Below are 20214 nucleotides of genomic sequence, written 5' to 3'. Positions count from 1 at the left end.
TTATTTGATTCCTTTGTCGACGGCAGCCTTACTCCACCAGACGGGGGTCTTCATGTCGTCGGCGCCGCCGTAGTAGGTCCTCAGGCGTTCGACGGCCGCATTGTAATTCTCCTTGTTGGTCTCCATCGTATTGGTCGGATAGACCAGACGCGTCGGCAGGATGTGGTCGTTGAACGTACCGCTGCCGATCGTCAACACCGGATACCCCGTGCGGCGATAATCGGCCCACGCCTCGTAACCGACCCAGAACAGGGCCACGTATTTCTGGTTGATGATCGATTCGAGCGTTCCGTCGTAGGGGACATTCGCCAGGAAATTCTCGATCACCTTGTCGGTGATGTTCAGTCCCGTCGTATCCACCTCTTTCCAGTAATTGATCGAAGCCCGGATGGCGTTCTGGTAACAGGCGGCGGCGTCCCCCGCGATCCATCCGCGCTGGATGGCTTCGGCCTGGATGAACAGCACTTCGTCGTACTTCATCAGCGCGTAAGGTGAAGCATAATCGCCCAGATTGGCTTTGTTGAGGTTTGCGATACCCGTAAAATCGGCCTCCTGCGATTCGATACCGCTTTGGCCGCCTTTCCAACCCTCGGCGCCCGACGGTTGCTGGAACCAGATACCGATGCGCGGATCGCCCGAATGATTCATCATGTCGACGATCTGCTCCGCAGGGCGGCGTCCGGTCGAGGTGGTGAACTGCGTATTCAGCTTCGTGCCCCAGTAGTTGACGAAAGGCTCCACGCTTTCATAAGACATTTTGGCATTGTCGCCGTTGCTTGCAAAAACCGGATACCGGTCCGGATTATTGAAGATTTCGGCGATCTTCGCGGCAACGCCCATGGCCGCATTGCGGTTGCTCAACCGCATGAGCAGGCGCAGGTAGAGCGAATTGTTGAACTTGCGCCATTTCGAGATATCGCCTTTGTAGAGCAGGTCACGCTCGGCGCTGGGTAGTTTCAACGAACTGTCGTAAAGCGAATTGGCATGCTCCAGGTCGGCAAGCAGCGCCCGGTAGACCGCCTCCTGCGAGTCGAACACCGGCTGTTTGATACCCTCGGACGAACCTTTGAAAGCCTGCGAATAGGGAGCGTCGCCGAACAGGTCGGCAATGTTCTGCAGGAACAGCGTCCGCAACGTGAGTGCAATAGCCTCGTAATTGGGGTCTTCTTTCCGGACAGCCAATTGGCGCATGTGGTCGGCATTGGCCGCCTGCATGTAGAGATTGCTCCAGGCCGACGCACCCACCGAATTCTCGATCACATAACGGTGGTAGGTATTGTTGCCCGAGCCGGCGATCGTATACTGGATCAGCTCGCCGTTGAGCTGCCAGGTCCGGTAGAGGAATACCTCGGTCCCCGAATAGAGCAGTTCCTGGATCATGCCCGCAGGGGATATCTTCCACTGTTCCATTTCGTTGGGGTTGGTATTGTATTCTTCGAATTTGGTCATACAGGCGCTTGCCGCCGTGAGCAGCAGGGCCGGGATCAAGATATATTTCAGCATTTTCATAATCGCGTCAGTTTTAGAATCCGAGTTTGAGACTGAATCCGTAGGAACGGGTCATCGGGTAAGCGCCCGTCTCGACGCCGCGGTAGAGCGACGATCCCGAAAGCGAAGCCACCTCCGGATCGAACTGCGGGAAATTCGTGATGCAGAACAGGTTCGTGGCAAAGAACGACAGCGAGACGTTCTGGAACACCTTGGTCTTGGAGCAAAGTTTCTTCGGCAGCGAATATTCGACCCGCAGTTCCTTCATTTTCAAATACGAGGTGTCGAAAACATTGGATTCGGTGTTGCCGCGCGGATAAATGACCGTATTGTAGTAATCGACCGCATCGGTGGTGATGGTGTTGTTCGGCGAATAGACGCCGTCGGCGGAGACGTTGACGCCCGGATGAATCAGGCCGTCGTAACGTCCCTCGAGCGAATTGGTCAGCTTACCCATGTAGGAGAGGATCGAATTGGTCAGCGAGTAGGCTTTGCCGCCATACGAGGCAGCGAACGAAGCGGAAACGGTCAGGCTTTTATAACTCACCGTCGTCGTCAGGCCGGCCTTCCACTGGGGGTAAATACTGCCCAGGTCCTTGAGGTTGGTAGCGTCGAGGATGGGATTTCCGGTCGAGGCATCGACGATATGCTGTCCCGAACAGTCGATCTTATGCCCGTCGGCATCGTAGTAAAAAGCACCTTTGGGCGCTGTTTCGAGCCCGTATCCGTAGATACGCCCCAACTCTCCGCCCGGATAGGCGTAGATGAAGACTTTGCTGCCGATGGTATTGCTCGCATTGAGCTGCCAGACATTGACGCCCGGGGGCAACTCGACCAGTTCATTCCAGTTCTTCGACCAGTTGGCATCGATATTCCAACGCCAGTTTTTGGTTTTCACGAGCTGGAACCGCGCCGAAAGTTCGATACCCTCGTTACGCACGCAGCCGGCGTTGATGACCATCGACGAAGCGCCGGTCGCCCAGTCGGAGGGGACGTTGATGATCTGGTTCGTCGTCTCCGAACTGTAATAAGCAAAGTCGAAAGAGATGCGGTTTTGCAGGAAGTGGCCTTCGAAACCGACCTCCCAGCTCTCGACATTTTCGGGTTTGAGCCGGTAGTTTTTGGTCGATCCGGGCAGTTTGTAAGCCCCGGTGAAAACCGATGAATTGGAGTAGGAACCCAGGAGCTGGTAAGGCTCCGTATCGTTACCCACGTTGGCCCACGAACCGCGAATCTTGAGCATGTCGATCCACTTGGCCTTGTTGCGCAGTTTGAACACCTCGTCGAGCAGCACGCTGGCGCTCACCGAGGGGTAAAAGTAGGAGTTGTAACCGGGAGCCAGCGTACTCGACCAGTCGTTGCGGCCGGTAATATCAAAAAAGAGCATGTCGCGCCAACTGAGCGAAACCAACCCGTAGAACGAATTGATCGACTTGGTTTTACGCAGGTTGTCCACATCGAGTTTCCCGTTGACGTTCTGCAAAATGAACACGTTGGGTTCTTCGAGCATATTGGCCGTCAACCGCACGGAATGATACTTATAGAGCATGTTGTTACCGCCCAGCGACGCGTTGAGCGAAAAATCGCCGAACGTATCGCGGTAGCTCAGCAGAAAGTCGTTGTTGAGTTCGATGTTGCGGATCGTTTGTTCGCGGTACATTCCGTCGAGGTAGGCATGCGTGTACTGCGGTTTCTGCTGCGTACGGAAATCGTTGCTGAAGTCGATGCCCGAACGCACGGTCAGCGACAGTTTCTCGGGAATAATATGCCCCGTCACGCTGGCATTGCCGTAAACACGGTCTTTGGCCTGCGTATTCAGACATTCGTAAACAATGAAATAGGGATTGTCCATCAATCCGTTAATCAGCTTCACCGAAGAATCGCTGCCCGAATAGTAGTCGACCAGCCGGCCGCTGTTCCATTCGTTGTATGCATCGCGGGCCGAAGCGCTCACAGGTTGCCAGAGCAACGTTTTCAGGGGCGACGAATTGCTGTATCCCCCCACGGGCAGGTTGTCCGAATTTTTGCGGTAGTAGCTCAGTTTCAATCCGGCCTCGATGTATTTGTTCCGCTTGCTGATAGCCGAAAGCGTGAAGTTCTGGGTGCTGAAACCCGTATTGGGCACGATCCAGTCGTTGCGCGTATCCTTGACCGACACGCGCAGCGACGAGCCATGGCCGTCGCTGGCGTCCACCGCCAGACTGTTGGTGTAGGTAACGCCCGTCCGGAAGAATCCCTTGTACCAGTCGCATACTTCGTACGGAAGCCGCGTATAGGTCCCCGTCGCCGGATCGAACGAGGCATACATGTAACGCATCTGCCCCTGGATTTTCTCGCCGAACTGGTAACGCGAATGGAATGCATTTACTTTTTTGCCGGTATCCGAATGATCGGCGTCGACCGTGTAGAACGAATATTCGTCGGGATTCAGGCCGTTGGTCATATGCCCCGTATTGATGGTCGTTTTGCGGAAGTCGCCGGCGCCGTATACATTCTGGAAATCGGGCCAGTAACCCGCCTTGTCGAAGGTTACCGAGGTGGTAAAAGTAACCCCGATGCCCTTCTGCTTGCGGCCCGACTTGGTCGTAACGATGATGGCGCCGTTGGCGGCGCGCGATCCGTAAAGCGCCGTTGCAGCCGGGCCTTTCAGCACCGAGATCGACTCCACGTCGTCGGGATTGATGTCACCGGCGCCATTGCCGTAGTCGATCGGGGCGTCGTCCGATTCGTAAGAACCCGACGACGTATTGGAATCCATACCGCTGCCGATGGGCACACCGTCGACCACGAACAGAGCCGTATTGTTGTTATACGAGAGCGAGCCCTCGCCGCGCAGCGTGACACGGACCGATCCGCCGGGTCCTGCGGCCGACTGGTCGAGATTCAGACCGGCAACCTTACCGGCCATACCGCTCAGCCAACTGCCGCTGGCATTGTTGGTGATGTCGTCGGAGCCGATCTTCGAGACGGCATAGCCGAGGCTCTTCTCCTTACGGGTGATACCGAGGGCCGTCACCACCACGTCCTCGATGCTGTTGGCCGCCGCCCGGAGCTGGAAGTCGATACGCGTACGGGCGTTCACCGTCTCCGTCACCGAATCGTAACCCAGATAGGAACAGACAATTTTGCCGTTTGCCGGAACATTCAGCGTATATTCGCCGTTGGCGCCGGTGCTCATACCGAGGGTCGTACCCTCGACGATCAGCGTCGCACCGACGAGCGGCACGCCGTCGGCATCACGCACCGTACCGGTTATTTTCACATTGGGACGGGCCTTGTCGGCCGCCTTGCGCACGAGCACGACCTGTGTTCCCCGCACTGTAGCCGTCACCTCGGGGATCGCCTGCGCGATGACCGCCTCGACGGAGGCGTCGGTCACGCTGAGCGAGACCCGGCGGGCGGGATCGAGATCCGAAATGTTATACACGAAAGTGTAGCGGCTCTGCTTTTCGATGGTTTGCAGCAGCTCTTTTACCGTAATATTCTTGACGTTAAGCGTCAGTTTACCGTCGCGCGAAGAGGAAGGAGGCACTGCAACGGCAGCAGTAGCGACCACCAACGCCAGCAAAACCGGCAGGACACGCCGCAGACCGCAACGGGCACGGTACGCCCGTTTCTGAATGGAAGTTTGAAGTTTCAAGGCAATAAGGTTTTTGAATGCACGAAAAAAGGTTCACACGTTCCGGACAACCGTCGGTTGCGGCCGCCGGAGAAGGCCTAATAATCGAAAGCAGGAATGCGTAAAGGTCTTGTCATAGCGATGAAAGTTTTAGAGTTAGTTTTATATCATATTGATTACCAACATATTACATTTCAGCAACAAATAAGTTATCCCACGTTGTCCCAAAGAGGACATCGTACAAAACGGTCTATCTGCGTGTTATGAAAATTGTTCCCCCGGAGGATTCGTAACGGATCGGAACCACCAGTGCGATGGCATCCAGAATCTCCTCGAGCGGCTCGCTGCGCAGCGAAAGCGTAAGCCGCGCCTCGAGCCCGACATCGTCCGCGATGTCGAACTCGACGTTATAGCGGTGTTCGAGGTTGACGAAAACGGCGTCGAGACGCATCTCATCGAGTTTCTGCGTTTCGAACATCCACTTATTGTAATTATTGGCATCGACAGCCTGGTAGTCGATCTTTTTCGAATTGCGATAGGCGACCAGCCGCTCGTCGGGGCAGAGCGTGACGGGCAACTGCCCGGCACAGGTGGCTTTGACCGAGCCGGAGACAAGTACCAACTCGGCATAGTCCAGGTGCTCGTAACATTTCAGGTCGAAGACCGTCCCCAGCACCTCGACCTCCATCAGCGAAGTCCGGACACGGAACGGTTTCGAAGCATCGCGCACGACGTTGAAGAGCGCCTCGCCTTCGAGCCGTACGGAGCGCAAATTGCCGTCGAACGACTCGGGATAGTAGAGGCGGCTGTCGTAGTTGAGCCAGACCTGCGTACCGTCGGGCAGCACGAAGCGGCCCTTGCTGTCTTCGCCCGTAACCACAAACACCCCGTTTTCGGGTTTCAGGAACAGGCGGGCGCCGAGGGCGCCGAGTCCCAGCACCACCCCGCAGACGGCTGCAACGGCCGCCATACGCCGCCACGATGCAGCCAGACGGGCAATGCGGCCCTTTTTCGGAGCCGCGGCAGACGAAGCCGCCGGCATCGACTGCATCAGCCGCTCGAACGACTGCTCATAGGCAGCGCCGTTCACCGGGCCGAGCTTCGCCGCGTTCCACTCCTCGAGCAGTTGTTCCTCCGCAGCCTCGCCGCCCGCATGCTCGTCCAGCCAGCAGCGGAACTGCTCCTGCACCTCGGCGGGCATGTCGTTGTTCGCGAAATCGGAAACTATGTTCTTGGTCTTTTTAGTCATGGCTTTTTTCCGTGGGGAAGCATCGTGCGGCAAAATGCCGGGGCGCCGCAGTCCGCTGTCATCCTCTTACACATACTAGACGATCCAGCGGCGCAACACCCCTACGCCGAAATGAAAATAAAATTCAGGAAATTTCCTTTTTGATGCTGCCGAGCGCTTTCGTAATCTGGTTTTCAACGCTTTTGGGACTGATATTCAACTCCTCGGCAATTTCACGGTTGTTCTTGCCGCACTCGCGCGACAGGCGGTAGATTTCATACCTCCGGGCAGGCATCTTGCTGACGGCGGCTTCGATCTGGCGCGACAGTTCGGCCGTGTCGATCCGTTCCGTAACGTCGTCGCAAAGAATCTGTCCGTCGACCCGGGCGCTGTTTTCGAACTGCATCCGGATCCGGCTGTGCTTACAGATGTCCAGCACGGCATTGCGCGTCATGCGGAACAGGTAAGCGTTGAGCGACTGAACCTGGGCCAGTTCACGGCGCTGCATCCACAGTTTGGTGAAGATATTCTGCGACACGTCCTGCGCCTCGTGGATATTCTTCAGCATCTTCATGGCGAAGGCCTCCACACGCGGGGCGTATTTCAGGAAGACAAGCCGGAAGGCATCACTGTCCCCGCTGCTCATCCGCCGTAAAATATCTTTCTCATCTTCCATATCAGGATGCTATATATTTTCTTTTATAGCTATTATCATTGAATATCCGTCACAAATAAAACAATAAAAGAAATAAAAACAAAATTATTCCGATGAAAATTCCATTACAAGTCCCGATAATCGACCAAACGGTCTGCGGCGGACGGCGATTGCAGGTTCGGCACGCGCTTTGTACTTATTCCGGTCAGCTGCGGCACAGCAACCGCAGTGAGGTTTCTTCATTTATTTAAGTTTGGGTTAGTAGTTTTAGGAGGGCGACCTCCGGGGACAGCAGGCAATCGCGAGATTCCCTGCTGTTTTTGCATCCGCATGCCGGGCGCGCCGTTTCTGCGTGCGCAGGGTACGAAAAAGCCGCCCGGTGTTCCGATCGGTTCTTTGCAACGCTCCGGCTGCCGATTTCACGGGGCGGCAATGCGCTCCGGCACGAAAACTGTGCGGCGGACGACGAGGGAAAACAGCAAAATCCAACCTACCCACCATGGCAAAACGTAAAAATATCACCACGACGCAGCTGGCGCTGATGACCGCTGCGGCCGTCATCAGCCTGCGCGGGCTCCCGATGATGGCCCAGGAGGAACTGACGATGTTCTTCTACATTTTCTTCGCGACGTTCCTCTTCCTGATTCCCGCGGCCCTCGTGGGCGCCGAACTGGGCAGCGCCTTCGCCGACCGCGGCGGCGGCGTCTACACCTGGGTCAAGGAGGCTTTCAACCGCCACCTGGGCTTCTCGGCGATCTTCCTGCAATGGATTCAGAACGTCGTCTGGTATCCCACCGTACTGGGATTCGCCGCCGCGTCGATCGCCTACATGATCGGCGTTCCGGCACTGGCGCAGAACGGGCTGTACGTCGGGTTGTTCTCGATTGCGATGTACTGGTGCGCGACGCTGGTGACCCTGCGCGGCACGTCGGCCATCTCGGGCATCACCTCGAAGGGATTTCTGATCGGCACGGTGCTCCCGGGCGTCGTCGTGATCGTGATGGCGGTCATCTGGATGGCCGGCGGCAACGAAATCGCCCTGAAGGAGATTCCGGCCGGCGTCTCGCAGATCGTCAACGTCGACGCCGCGCAGCACGTCCACCCGCGTCTCTTCCCCCACATCACGGGCATGAGCGACATCGCGTTCCTGGCGGGCATCCTGCTGCTGTTCGCCGGCGTGGAGGTGCACGCCGTGCACGCTCCGGAACTGGCCAAACCCCAGACGCAGTTCCCGCGGGCGATGTTCCTCGCTGCGCTGATCTCGTTCGGACTGTTCACGCTGGGCGCGCTGGCCGTGGCCATCATCACCCCCTACGACCAGATCAACCTCCAGTCGGGGCTGTTCACCACCTTCCAGATCGCTTTCGAACGTTACCACGTGGGATGGCTCTCGAACGTCATGGGACTGCTCGTGGCCTTCGGTGCGCTGGCGGGCGTGATGTCGTGGATTTCGGGCCCCAGCCGCGGCCTGCTGTGGACGGCCAGGGACGGCGCTCTGCCCTGCTTCCTCCAGAAGACCAACAAGAACGGCGTGCAGCTCAACATACTGATTATCCAGGGCTGCATCGTGACGCTCCTCTCGTCGCTTTACATCGTGATGGACGACGTCAGCGTGGCGTTCTTCCTGTTGAGCGCCCTGACCGTAGGACTCTACCTCATTATGTATATGATGATGTACGCCGCAGGAATCCGCCTGCGCTACACGCAGCCCAAGCTTATCCGCAGCTACCGCGTACCGGGCGGAAACACGGGCATGTGGCTGATCGGAGGCGTGGGGTTCCTCGCCGTGCTGTTCTCGTTCATCGTCACCTTCTTCCCGCCTTCGCAGCTGCCCGTGGGCAGTCCGGCGACGTACACGTGGCTGGTGGTGACCGGCACGGCGGTCTTCCTCGCGATCCCTTTCATCATCAGTTTCGCAATGGACAAACGGAACGCCCGGCGGACGCCGGAGGCTTAAAACTCGACCGTTAGGCCCAGCGTCGGGAGCAGCGTGCCGCTCACCTGTTCGAGGTATTTCATGCGGTAACGCCGTTCCGAAGCCGGAGCCGAGGGGTTCTCGATCTCCCCCGTGGACATCAGCACGTCGGGCTGGCGCAAACGACCGCCCGCAACGTTTTGCAGGTCGATGTAGAGACCCAGCATGCAGCGGCGGAAGTAGAACACCTTGTCGACGCGCACGTCCAGCTGGGCGAAGGCGTCGAGCCGCCCGGCGTTGTATTTCGAATAGTCGTAGTAGGGCCGTCCCTGCGCATCCCACGCCTCGACGAGCGACGAACGCTCCACGTCGTAGGGCGTGTAGGGCGCACCGCCCACGGCGCTCAGCTTCGCACCGAAGCTCCAGTGGCGCGGCAGGTCGTAGGTTCCGCTGACGTTGACCACGAAACGGTTGTCCCACGCCGAGGCGATCCACGGGGCCTGCCGGTCGTTGCGGTACTCCGAGCGGAACACGGTCACCGACCCCACGACGTTCACTCGCCCCGGAATCTGCCAGCGGGCCATCGCCTCGACGCCGTAGGCGCGCCCCTGCGCCGAGGAGACCAGCTTCTCGTTGCCCACCACGCCGTAATCGTTGCCCTTGCACGAGAGCGGAATCCCGTCCGCCACCGACAGCGGCACATCGCCGTAGCGTCTGTAAAATCCCTCGACCGAGACGATCAGCCGGTCGCGCAGCCGCCAGTCGACGCCCGCGCTGAAGACCCCGACGCGCATGTAATCGAGCGATCGGTTGACCAGCGCGTCCTCCTCCTTGAATCCCAACGCCGTGTAGGGCGGCAGCTGGCAGTAAAGCCCCGCGCTGCCGCTCACCGACCAGCCGGGACCTACCGCATAGGAGACCGAAGCCCGGGGCGACAGCTGGCGCCACACCCGCGCCATACGTCCCGAGTAGTCGCACCCGTCGGCGCGCAGGCCCGCCGAGGCGGTGAACCGCTTGTCGGCCGAGGCGTATTCGGCCCCGGCGAACAGCCCCCAGCCGACGATTCCCAGCCGGGTCCGGTAGTCCGACAACTGCGTCCTGTCGGTATAGAGCCGTTGCAGCGTGCGGTTCGTGTAGTCGGAATAATTCACCTCGACGCCCTCGCGGACGGTCCAGCAGCCCAGATAGGTGCGGTTCTCGGCCCGGAGCGTGGTCTTCTGCTCCACGGAGCGCAGCCGGAGCGTCAGGTTGTCCTCCGACGAATCATCGTTGCGCAGGTATTTCAGGTTGCGGTTGTTCAGGTAGTTGTGGCTCAAGGTCACGGTCTGCACGTGGCGGCCCGCATAGTGACGCCACGAAGCCCCCACCGTGAAGGTCTCCTGCCGGATACGGGGCAGGTAGCTCAACAGGTATTCGGCGTCCTCGCCCTTCTCGTCGACGTTGAGACGCATGTTGTCGAATCCCGCAAGGGCCAGCACCGTCAGCTCGTCGCGCTCCGAAAGGCGTGTCTTGACTTTCGCCTGCCCGTCGATGTAGTTGGGCAGGAAGGGCAGCCCCAGCAGTTTGAACAGCAGTTGCAGGTAGGACTGGCGGATGGAAAACAGATAAGTCGTCTTGCCGCCGATGTGCCCGCTGCCGCTCAACCCCACTTCCGAGGCGCCCAACGTCGCTTTGAAGGTCTGCTTTTCGGCATTGCCGTCGCGGAGACTGAAGTCCAGCACGGAACTCAACGCCCCGGCCCGGTCGGCGGGAAAGGCTCCCGTATAAAAACTGATTTCGCGCACGAGGTCGGCGTTGACGATGCTCACCGGACCGCCCGTCGCCCCCTGCGTGGCGAAATGGTTGATGTTCGGGATTTCGATCCCGTCCATGTAGAACTTGTTCTCCGCAGGCCCGCCACCGCGCACGATCAAATCGTTGCGATACCCCACGGGCGAGAAGGCCACGCCGGGATACGAGCGCACGATGCGCGACACGTCGCGGTTCGAGCCGGGGCTTTTCTCGATCTCCCGCAGGCCGATCACCTTCAAACTTACGGGACTCTCCGCCGTGACGCGGAACGGCGACGGACGGACCGTCACGGCCTCCAGCTGCGCGGCATCCTCCTCCAGCTCGACTTCGATAAAGGGCGTGGCGGCCGAGACCATGTATTCGGGCGTCGTGAGGCTCTTGTAGCCCACCGACGAGACCGCCAGCCGCCAGATGCCCGGCTTCACGCGCTCGATGCGGAACCTCCCCAGCGAGTCGGTCGAGGCTCCCTTCTGCTCCTGCCCGGCCAGCACCACGGCGGCATAGGCCACGGGGCGGCGGCTCAAACGGTCGATCACCCGCCCGCTGACGGGATAGGTCCCGCCCTGCGCCCGCACGGCAAACGCCGCGGCCAGGCCGAAAAACAAAACAGCGACTTTCAGGAATTTCATACGGCAAAGATACTCGGTCAGGCGCCTTCCGACGCCGTTTCATCGGTACATTTCGGCAGCAGTTTCAGGTACGAGAGCAGAACCACGTTCATCACGAGGGCGTAGACGATGGCCGGGACGGCCATTTCACCGCTGTCGAAGATCAGCGGCGAGGTGGCGACGGCGATCGCCTGCGCAGCGTTCTGCATCCCGACCTCGATGACGATCGTGCGGCGCACCGCCCGCCGGAGCCGGAACAGGCGGGCCAGCAGCGATCCGCCCGCCATCGCCAGCAGGATCAGCGCACCCGCGGCCAGACCCAGCACGCCAAGATTCTCCAGAATCGTCGAGGCGTACTGCACGAAGAACACCGCCGCCAGCAGCATCAGGGCCGGGAAGGCCACACGTCCCAGCAGCTCGTGCACACGCCGTGCCGCCCGGGGCCGCCAATGCCTGAAAAGCGCCCCGCAGAGCATCGGCAGGAACAGCAGGACGATGTTCTGCACCAGCAGTTTCCCGACCGGAAGTTCGATGGCCGCACCGGCATGCACCGCGACGAAACGCGCGGCGAAACCCATCACCAGCGGAATCGTGAAGAGCGTGATGAGGCTGCTCAAAGCGGTCAGTGTCACCGAAAGGGCCACGTCGCCCTTGGCCAGCATCGAAAAGACGTTCGACGAACTGCCTCCCGGACAGCAGGCGACGAGCAGCAGCCCCAGAAAATAGACGGGCGGCAGGCGGAAGGCCAGCCCCACGCCGAAGGCGATGAGCGGCAGCAGCGCCAATTGGCCCAGCAGCCCCGCGACAACGGCCGCCGGACGGCGGGCCACACCGGCGAAGGCCTGCCGGTCGAGTTCGATGCCGAGCTGAAACATCAGCGCGATCAATACAGGCAGTACGATCCAGACGGTATTCATAAGCGATGTAAAACGGCGATCCCGGGGCGCGGACTTCCCGGCAGCCCGGTTCCATTTTACTGCAAAGGTGGCCCTTTTTTCGGGAATCCGGCCCGTTTTCCGGAAAAAATTGTAATTTTAACCTTTCAATTACGCGAGATACGACGGTTTATGTCCCTGAACACCAAATACGACATCCTCGACAACCGACTGGTCATCCGACGGCTCAACGCCGGGGACCGGCAGTGTTTCGAAGCATGCTACCGATTCTATTACAAGGGATTGTGCAGCTTCGCCTCGCGCTGGGTATCCCTCCCCGTGGCGGAGGACATCGTACAGGACACGATGCTGTACATTTGGGAAAACCGGGACCGCCTGATGGAGGAACTTTCGCTGAAAGGACTTCTGTTTATGATCGTCCGCAACAAGTCGCTGGACCGCATCACCAGCCAGAAGGTCCATTCACGCGTCCACCAGCAGTTGGAAAAGAGATTCGCCGACCAGTTCGACTCCCCGGACTTCTACCTCGGCACGGAACTCGCACGGCTCTACCGCGAGGCGCTCGCCCAACTCCCCGAGCAGACCCGGCGCATCTTCGAGATGAGCCGCTTCCAGGGCATGACCCACCAGCAGATCGCCGCCGAGATGGAGGTGTCGCCCCAGACCGTCAACTACCATATCGGCCAGGCGCTCAAAGTCCTCGGCGTCGCGCTGAAGGACTACCTGCCGCTGATCGCGCTGTTTTTCGAAATGCCCGGGAACAACTGAAACCCCTGCCCCCTGCAACCGACCATATGCAATAAAAACGAAAGCCCGAAAAAAAATCGGGTTTTCGTTTAGTAACTATTTCCCCAAAACCGTATTACTGTTAGAAACCGAACTTATGAAAGAGATCGACGACAACCTGCTGACCGAATTTCTCGAAGGAAAACTCGACGAACCCGCCAACCGCGAGATCGAAAACTGGTACGACGCCTCGGAGGAGAACCGCCGCCGGCTCGAAGCGCTCTACTTCGTGCTCTTCGCCGGAGACCGGCTCCGTGCCGCCGCGTCGGTCAACACCGACCAGGCCTTCAGATCGTTGCAGCGGCGCATCGAACTGCGCCGCACGAAAACAAGGCCCCAATGGCGGCAGATCGCGGCGCGCTACGCCGCCATCCTCGTCGCGGGCGTGATCGTCGCAGGCATGTATCTCTACCAGAACCGGCCGGACGACCGCATCTGCACGGTCAGCGCCGAGCGCAGCGACTGCTCGGTGACGCTGCCCGACGGCTCCGTCATCCGGCTCACCCGCAGTTCGCAGCTCAACTATCCGGCCTCGTTCGACGACGGGAACCGCACGGTGCACCTCACCGGCGAAGCCTTTTTCGAAGTCAGCAAGCGCAACGGCGCGCCGTTCACCGTCACCACGGTCCACGACGCCGAAGTCGTGGTCCGCGGAACCAAATTCAACCTGAAAGCCTACGACGACAGCTCCGACGTCGAAACCGTACTGGTCGAGGGAGCCGTCGATTTCCGCGCCGCGGACCACGTCGTGGCTCTGCACCCGGGGCAGAAAGTCTCCTACAACCCCACGGACAACGACCTGACGCTGCAAACGGTCAACGTGGAGGCGGAGCTGGCCGCGCGGCTGCGCACGTTCCGCCACGTCGACCTGGCGCAAATCGCCGGGGTGATCGAGGATTTCTACGGCATCGGCGTCGCCTTCCGCAGCGAGGCGCTCAAAAACATCCAGTTTACCGGAACGCTCGACTTCAACATGCCGATCGACCATATCCTCGAAGTGCTGACGCTTTCGACGAACACCCGTTTCAACCGCAACGGCGAAAAAATCACCATTCACAAATAATCCAATCTTAACCAAACCTCTATGAAACAAAAGTTACTCCGTATGCGGCATGCCTGGTATCTACTGGCAGCATGCCTGACACTCCTTATTCCGTGGGGGGGGGAAATGCAGGCGGCGCCGTCGCCCCAGCAGACTTCGGTCCGCGTTGAAAACGTAACCAGCCTGAAAGGACTGATTCAGGAGATCGAATCGCAGACCTCCTACCGGATCTCCTACCAGGGCAACCTGGCGGACAACGTCCCCGTAAAAATCGCCAAATCGACGAAATCGGTTTCCCAGCTGCTCGACGAAGCCCTGCGCGGAACCGGCATCACCTACATCATCCGTCAGAACAACATCATCCTGACCCGCGCGGCGGCACTTACGGATACGGTCACGTTTCTGCTGTTCAGTCCTATGTACGGCAGCATCGAGAATTGGAAAAATATAATCGCGATCATTTCCAAACGGACTGGCATACTTTTCTACGATTTTAGCTGAAATGTCATTCAGTGGGAAACTTATCGACTTGCCTGTCTTTTTCCTTACATAGCAAACCCTACCATCCTTCAAATTGCAGAAGCGGAGCAATGCAATATCCGAGAAATTTATTCCTGCACCAAAATAGCTGAACAGAAATAAATCCTTTGCAAGTCCCATATAAAAGCCAGAATCGGAAAGTTCGAGTGCGAGGATTCTTTGCACCTCCTCCTTGGAAATCGACCGTTTCTCTGTATGAATATCAAACTTGTTTATTTTGAATCTATTAAACGGGTATGCGTCCTGCTTGATAACGTCCTGCTCTATGGCTTTATTGAAGACGCTACGGAGCGTTCGAAACAGTTGGCTTATCGTGGTGTCTTTACATCCTCTGGCGTGCAACCACTCTTCATATCTTTTCAGCCACACACAATCAATCTCTCGAAAGGGAATATCGAGTTTATTACGCGTGTAACTCATCAACGAATTAAAGGAGTATTTATAGACCGCCAAATTACCCAGCCTCTCCATCTTCTTCATCTCCGCAAACAACCTGCCGTACATTTCCGCAACAGTTCGCCCTTGGGTCTTTTGTTCAACAGCCTGTGCCAACGATCGAGGGGTATACTCTTTGCGTTCAGCCATCATATCGACAACCAATACGTTGTACTCCGCCATTTTCGAAGCAATCAGTTTGTCAATCACTATTTTATTGGGACAGTTTCGTTTGGGCTTATTCTTCTCGAAATCCCAGAATTGAGGTAAAACCGCTACGCCAAGACTGACGTATTTCTTTTTTCCGTCTTTACAGAGACGAATCATCAACGGATGCGCTCCGTTTGCAAGCGTTTTCGACTTGTAGCATAGAATGCTGACACCTGTTGCCATGCGAGTTTGTGGTTTAACTCTCGGTTTAACTCAACAGCTAAAAACGGTGGTAAACCACGAAAACAGCGCATATAAAAAAAGACAGCTGCATTTCTGCAACTGTCTGATTTTCATTGGTGGGAACATGCGGATTTGAACCGCAGACCTCCTGCTTGTCGAGCAGGCGCTCTAAACCAACTGAGCTATGCTCCCGGCATAAAAAACCATCCTGTTTTGGATGGTCTCTGTCGTGGGAGCTGAGGGATTCGAACCCCCGACCCTCTGCTTGTAAGGCAGACGCTCTGAACCAGCTGAGCTAAGCTCCCCTTTTGCTGAATTGCGAGTGCAAATGTATGATAAATAAATCATTCCTGCAAGTCCTCGCTTCATTTTGGGAAATCTTTTTTCGCTGGCTGCTCGTTCGGTTTACACGCTGGTTTACACATTTGCATAAAGCCAATGCTGGTTAAACAATAGTGAATTAATTGACAATCTTATATTTGAGTGAAAGAGGACAAACATTGCAATAGGGGTATATTTAAGACCCCTTTGCAAAGTCTGTCCTCGTATCAGTTGAGAAAAACGCGCGGGAAATTTTCCCCTCCTCCCTGCTCTCTCCTTTTAAGAGAGTGTATGTTGCTTTGTTATTAGTTGAAAAAGTAAGGACAAACATTCTCAAACGGTCTAATTATAGACCCCTTGTCAAAGTCTGTCCTCGTATCTTTTATATGAACTGCTCTAAATATTTCTCGTTGAAACCCGTGAGTGGGAATTTGAATACGTTCTGTTTGCCCTCTTTTGTCGTATAGTCGAATACGACCGTATCGCTCTTAATATGGGCTTCAAAAAGATTGAGCATACAGTTGGACTTGGGAATATCTACCATGTTAGGTAATATAATGGCGAGACAACCCTCCTCTACGGCTTTTGGATTTAGCAGATAGGAGAATCCTGCCATATAACGACCTCGTTTCTGAAAACAGATGGTCATATCTTTCGTAGGGTCGATGTCGAGTTCAAAGATATAGTGAAACTCTCGTGGTGTGGGGTCATCAGTTCTACGTCCTACGAACAGGCAAACGCCGCTGTCATTATCATAAGATACCCCTTTGGCGATATACGATATTTGTACATCATCGATAGTCTCTGTGCCCGTTTTTCAATCAATACTTGGTGTTTTTCTTTTCATTTTAGCTAAAATTTATATTGTGATTAAATCTTTGATTATGATGTAAATATACGAAAAATTTATGAAATATACAAGTAATATAAAACAATATCTGCCATCGTTCTGATGGCAGATATTTTATACACAAACTTATAATTAGTTTTATAATCCTCTCAATCTATCTTCTTTGGCTTCTTGTTCATGTATGGAACTTGAATATTCGATTGCCAAATTTATTAAACTATCTCCACCTTTTAAGGAAATAATAATTCGAGAACGTATAGTTGTCCAATAAGTATAATAACTTAAACGTCCCATATATACCTCATAACCTTCTTCTTTACAAGTTTTCTCATACGATGGATCAGCCCATTCCCTTGATTGAGCAATAGGTTCTCCATATTTTTCAGAAAGTAAAGATACCAATTCTTTATAATCACTTATACAACCATCTGTCGAAACATTTGTGAAGTAATATTTTGACCGAGTTAGTTTGTCATTAGTTGTAAAAAAGTAAAGGACATCACATAATTTATTCGCTATACTTGAACTGAATGAGTAAACATTGGGATTTATCTCTTGTCCTGTCCATTCGTTTTTGCGTCCTTCCCTATCAATAATTTGCGACATTGAATCTCCCCATCTTGCAATCCTAAAGTCATTTGAACCGTCATCTGCGTTCACCAAAGTAATAAGATACACTAATGGCTTTTCTGGCTGGCTATTGTATCTGACCACCGTAGAAATAATGGCTGTAGTTTGGTCTGTCCAAAATCTCATTACTCCCCTGTCTCCGTCATCTGTTGTATAGTTTTCTTGTTTTTGGAAAGGCTCTCCCAACTTTGCATATAATAATGAATCAGTATATTGTATTAATTCTTTTTCGTCAGTATCAACTGTTTGAGTTGGATCAACAAATATGATAAACATGCGAGGTTTACCTGTATTTCCATCTGTCATATAACAAGTAAATCCATTATATTTCCCTAATTGGAATCCACTAAAAATATTATCGCCAAGAGTTATAAAATTGTTAGGGATTAATGTCTTAACTGAATCCGCAAGTTCAAATTTGTAGTTTTCATATTTAGCATCTATCTCGGATTTTGTTAAATCCCAAGGAGCATTTTTTATAAAATCTAAAACATCAATGCCTTGTTGAGCATAACCGATATAACCACTCAACACACAGATTAGGAGGATAAATTGTTTTTTCATAGTAGAAAGGAGTTATTAAGTAGTTATTTCAAAGATAGCGAAATTTTGCCAATTACTGATACTTATATAGCTTCTTTTAACCACTCAACCTAAAATATAGAAAGGACAAACTTGGACAGAGCGGTATAATATAGACCGTCTTTCCAAGTCTGTCCTTAATTATGCGAATACTTTACCCTTTTATAGGTGTTTGTTTCAACATATTCTGCATCTAAATTATTCTCATATAAAACGAGTTTTGCAAAGGATAGTTCTTTAATTTCAAAGGTCTGCGTATCGCCCGATGCAGTTATTGTTAACGTCTTTCCCGAAATAGAGTAGGTAATAGGGGTTGATTCTTCGGGAGTGGTGGAATTGGTATATGTTGCATAATACGTTCCCTTGCCATCTTCATTGAAAATGTACCCTGTGTAGTAACCATCGTCGGGAAATGTCTTGTCGAAATCATACTGTTCTCCTGCCTCAATTACGTAACCGACAGAATGGGTTAATTGCCATTCTCCGACAATGGACGCTTCATCCTTATCATCGGAACAAGCCGAGAAAGAAACAGCCACAAACATAGCGGCCACAATAATAAACAACTTTTTCATAGTTGTAATAAGTTTTATTTGTCGCTACGCACCACCGCGACGGTTAATTGCTTGATTTAATTAAACAGAAAGCGTGGTGCCGAAAACTTACTTTAGTTGATGAGGTCGTAGGAAACCTTGTAGATAAAATAAACTTTCAAGAGATTAGCAGGACAACGCAACGAATGGCTTAAGGTGCTGGTTTATAATCAATAGCGCATTGATTTGCGTTATACAGAAATTCGTTCGAAGCGGTTTTACGGCCTATTGCTGAATAAGAATCGTTACCAGATCATTACGCGGTACTTGCTTTGAATTTTGTTTGTAACGCATTCTTTTACTGCTACTTGCGTTATTCTTCATCTTGACAAACGGCCCGACAGACATTAATTTTGTAACCAAAAATCGGGTTTATTATGCGAAGCACGTTTCGGGTCTTATTTTACGTGAAGAAAGGCAGCGCCCGCCCCAACGGCGATCTGCCTTTGATGTGCCGTCTTACAGTAGATGGCGAGGTCAAACAATTCAGTTGCAAAATGGACGTTCCTCCGCGTTTATGGGATGTCAAGAACGGCCGGGCGACGGGCAAGAGCGTCGAGGCCATGCAAATCAATCTTGCCGTCGATAAAATCCGCGTCGAGGTGAACCGCCGCTATCAGGAGTTGATGCAGTCGGACGGCTATGTCACGGCCGCCAAACTGCGGGATGCCTACCTCGGTATCGGAGTAAAGCAGGAAACGCTGTTGAAACTCTTCGAACAGCACAATGTCGAATACCGGAAAAAGGTGGGTTTCAGTCGTGAGATCGCCACGTGGAAAAAGTACTGCTGCGTGTGTAAGCGTGTGCGGGAGTTCCTCGCCCATACCTACCACCGGGAGGACATCCCGCTGAAAGAACTGAACCTTACCTTTATCAACGATTTCGAGTATTTCCTGCGCACGGAGAAGAAATGCCGCACAAATACCGTGTGGGGCTACATGATCGTCTTGAAACATATCGTCGCCATTGCCCGCAACGACGGGCGCCTGCCGTTCAACCCGTTTTCGGGCTATATCAACTCTCCCGAAAGCGTGGACAGGGGTTATCTCTCGCAAGAGGAGATCAAGGCCGTGATGAACTATAAAACGGCCAACAAGGCGCATGCCCGCATCCGCGATCTGTTCGTCTTCTCCATCTTCACGGGGCTGGCTTATGCCGACGTGAAAGGGCTGACCACGGACAACCTTCAAACTATGTTCGACGGTAACCTGTGGATCATCACGCGACGTAAGAAAACCAATACCGAAAGCCGTATCCGCCTGCTGGATATTCCCAAACGCATCATCGAGAAATACGCGGATCAGCGGCTCGACAACCATGTCTTTTATATGCCGTGCAACTGCCATTGCAACGACATCCTGCGCGAGATCGGCAAGCAATGCGGCATTAAAAACAAACTCACCTTCCACCTCGCCCGCCATACCTTCGCCACGACTATCACGCTCTCGCAGGGTATGCCTATCGAAACCGTCAGCCGCCTGTTAGGTCATACGAATATCAAGACCACCCAAATTTACGCGAAGATCACCAATGAAAAGATCAGCCGCGACATGTCGGCGCTTACCGAGCGTTTGGGCGACAAATACCGACTGGCGGAGTAACAGCCCTTTGGCCCTTGTGCGCCCTTCGGGATTTATGGAGGATCCCGAAGGGCGCACAGGGGCACGGGCTTGCGGGCCGTCGGTTCTCTTTCATCGGCTCCCCTGCTGACGGACACCACGGCGGCACCGTCGCCCACAGATCGGCCGCTTCGCGCCCGCGCCTTTTTACAAAAGGCATAGCCTATTAGGGCATTTTTCTCTCCGCATTGCTCCGCAACGCTGAAAATGCCCCAATAGGCCA

General features: G+C 54.5%; 14 protein-coding genes and 2 tRNA genes. 4 read left to right on the top strand and 12 right to left on the bottom strand.

Translation table 11 applies throughout. The annotated features are described in order from the left end of the window. The 4 genes from NQ492_RS10130 to NQ492_RS10115 form a co-directional block, all read right to left on the bottom strand. Positions 1–1509, bottom strand: coding sequence for a SusD/RagB family nutrient-binding outer membrane lipoprotein (locus tag NQ492_RS10130; protein WP_015547446.1), 1509 nt, complete (start codon positions 1507–1509; stop codon positions 1–3). Positions 1510–1522: 13 nt separating this feature from the next. After that, positions 1523–5128 carry a SusC/RagA family TonB-linked outer membrane protein gene (locus NQ492_RS10125; RefSeq protein WP_231839915.1) on the bottom strand — a complete coding sequence of 1202 codons (3606 nt, stop codon included), beginning with the start codon at positions 5126–5128 and terminating at the stop codon, positions 1523–1525. Positions 5129–5357: 229 nt separating this feature from the next. Beyond that, positions 5358–6356 (bottom strand): FecR family protein, encoded by a 999-nt coding sequence (locus tag NQ492_RS10120; protein WP_015547445.1) that lies wholly within the window; start codon positions 6354–6356, stop codon positions 5358–5360. Between the two features lie 124 nt (positions 6357–6480). Beyond that, the gene (locus NQ492_RS10115) at positions 6481–7011 is read right to left on the bottom strand and encodes an RNA polymerase sigma-70 factor (protein WP_044054485.1); all 531 of its coding nucleotides are present in this window, start codon (positions 7009–7011) and stop codon (positions 6481–6483) included. 478 nt (positions 7012–7489) lie between these two features. Here NQ492_RS10115 and NQ492_RS10110 point away from each other — a divergent pair, with 478 nt between their 5' ends. Next, entirely contained in the window at positions 7490–8947 is a 1458-nt protein-coding gene (locus tag NQ492_RS10110) for an amino acid permease (RefSeq protein ID WP_015547443.1), read from the top strand. Here the strand turns inward: NQ492_RS10110 and NQ492_RS10105 are convergent. Both NQ492_RS10105 and NQ492_RS10100 read right to left on the bottom strand, forming a co-directional pair. Then, positions 8944–11325, bottom strand: coding sequence for a TonB-dependent receptor (locus NQ492_RS10105; RefSeq protein WP_015547442.1), 2382 nt, complete (start codon positions 11323–11325; stop codon positions 8944–8946). The genes NQ492_RS10110 and NQ492_RS10105 overlap by 4 nt on opposite strands. Positions 11326–11342: 17 nt before the next feature. Continuing rightward, positions 11343–12221, bottom strand: a complete 879-nt coding sequence (locus NQ492_RS10100; protein WP_015547441.1) for a bile acid:sodium symporter family protein — start codon at positions 12219–12221, stop codon at positions 11343–11345. Between the two features lie 150 nt (positions 12222–12371). Here NQ492_RS10100 and NQ492_RS10095 point away from each other — a divergent pair, with 150 nt between their 5' ends. Next, complete coding sequence (locus NQ492_RS10095) at positions 12372–12968, top strand: RNA polymerase sigma-70 factor (protein WP_015547440.1); 597 nt, start codon at positions 12372–12374, stop codon at positions 12966–12968. Between the two features lie 115 nt (positions 12969–13083). Then, on the top strand, positions 13084–14049 hold the full coding sequence (locus NQ492_RS10090; RefSeq protein ID WP_015547439.1) for a FecR family protein: 966 nt from the start codon (positions 13084–13086) through the stop codon (positions 14047–14049). A 60-nt stretch (positions 14050–14109) separates the two neighbouring features. Here NQ492_RS10090 and NQ492_RS10085 read toward each other — a convergent pair whose 3' ends face one another. The 6 genes from NQ492_RS10085 to NQ492_RS10060 form a co-directional block, all read right to left on the bottom strand. Then, complete coding sequence (locus NQ492_RS10085) at positions 14110–15396, bottom strand: site-specific integrase (RefSeq protein ID WP_015547438.1); 1287 nt, start codon at positions 15394–15396, stop codon at positions 14110–14112. Positions 15397–15510: 114 nt separating this feature from the next. Beyond that, positions 15511–15588, bottom strand: a tRNA-Val gene (locus NQ492_RS10080). Between the two features lie 38 nt (positions 15589–15626). After that, positions 15627–15701: transfer RNA gene (locus NQ492_RS10075), tRNA-Val, on the bottom strand. A 398-nt stretch (positions 15702–16099) separates the two neighbouring features. Beyond that, on the bottom strand, positions 16100–16333 hold the full coding sequence (locus NQ492_RS10070) for a hypothetical protein (protein WP_044054482.1): 234 nt from the start codon (positions 16331–16333) through the stop codon (positions 16100–16102). Positions 16334–16705: 372 nt separating this feature from the next. Then, on the bottom strand, positions 16706–17761 hold the full coding sequence (locus tag NQ492_RS10065) for a hypothetical protein (RefSeq protein ID WP_157359488.1): 1056 nt from the start codon (positions 17759–17761) through the stop codon (positions 16706–16708). Positions 17762–17916: 155 nt separating this feature from the next. After that, the gene (locus NQ492_RS10060; RefSeq protein WP_015547436.1) at positions 17917–18354 is read right to left on the bottom strand and encodes a lipocalin-like domain-containing protein; all 438 of its coding nucleotides are present in this window, start codon (positions 18352–18354) and stop codon (positions 17917–17919) included. 395 nt (positions 18355–18749) lie between these two features. Here NQ492_RS10060 and NQ492_RS10055 point away from each other — a divergent pair, with 395 nt between their 5' ends. Continuing rightward, entirely contained in the window at positions 18750–19973 is a 1224-nt protein-coding gene (locus NQ492_RS10055) for a site-specific integrase (RefSeq protein WP_026318660.1), read from the top strand. Positions 19974–20214 lie beyond the last annotated feature (241 nt).

Origin of the sequence: Alistipes shahii WAL 8301 (assembly GCF_025145845.1) — a bacterium.
Classification (GTDB): domain Bacteria; phylum Bacteroidota; class Bacteroidia; order Bacteroidales; family Rikenellaceae; genus Alistipes; species Alistipes shahii.
The sequence above is the reverse complement of the archived record's forward strand: the minus strand, read 5'-3'. Positions and strand labels throughout refer to the sequence as shown.

Coding starts and splice junctions, on each gene's coding strand:
- NQ492_RS10130 (WP_015547446.1), bottom strand. CDS start 1,509: ATGAAAATGCTGAAATATATCTTGATCCCGGCCCTGCTGCTCACGGCG.
- NQ492_RS10120 (WP_015547445.1), bottom strand. CDS start 6,356: ATGACTAAAAAGACCAAGAACATAGTTTCCGATTTCGCGAACAACGAC.
- NQ492_RS10115 (WP_044054485.1), bottom strand. CDS start 7,011: ATGGAAGATGAGAAAGATATTTTACGGCGGATGAGCAGCGGGGACAGT.
- NQ492_RS10110 (WP_015547443.1), top strand. CDS start 7,490: ATGGCAAAACGTAAAAATATCACCACGACGCAGCTGGCGCTGATGACC.
- NQ492_RS10105 (WP_015547442.1), bottom strand. CDS start 11,325: ATGAAATTCCTGAAAGTCGCTGTTTTGTTTTTCGGCCTGGCCGCGGCG.
- NQ492_RS10100 (WP_015547441.1), bottom strand. CDS start 12,221: ATGAATACCGTCTGGATCGTACTGCCTGTATTGATCGCGCTGATGTTT.
- NQ492_RS10095 (WP_015547440.1), top strand. CDS start 12,372: ATGTCCCTGAACACCAAATACGACATCCTCGACAACCGACTGGTCATC.
- NQ492_RS10090 (WP_015547439.1), top strand. CDS start 13,084: ATGAAAGAGATCGACGACAACCTGCTGACCGAATTTCTCGAAGGAAAA.
- NQ492_RS10085 (WP_015547438.1), bottom strand. CDS start 15,396: ATGGCAACAGGTGTCAGCATTCTATGCTACAAGTCGAAAACGCTTGCA.
- NQ492_RS10070 (WP_044054482.1), bottom strand. CDS start 16,333: ATGGCAGGATTCTCCTATCTGCTAAATCCAAAAGCCGTAGAGGAGGGT.
- NQ492_RS10065 (WP_157359488.1), bottom strand. CDS start 17,761: ATGAAAAAACAATTTATCCTCCTAATCTGTGTGTTGAGTGGTTATATC.
- NQ492_RS10060 (WP_015547436.1), bottom strand. CDS start 18,354: ATGAAAAAGTTGTTTATTATTGTGGCCGCTATGTTTGTGGCTGTTTCT.
- NQ492_RS10055 (WP_026318660.1), top strand. CDS start 18,750: ATGCGAAGCACGTTTCGGGTCTTATTTTACGTGAAGAAAGGCAGCGCC.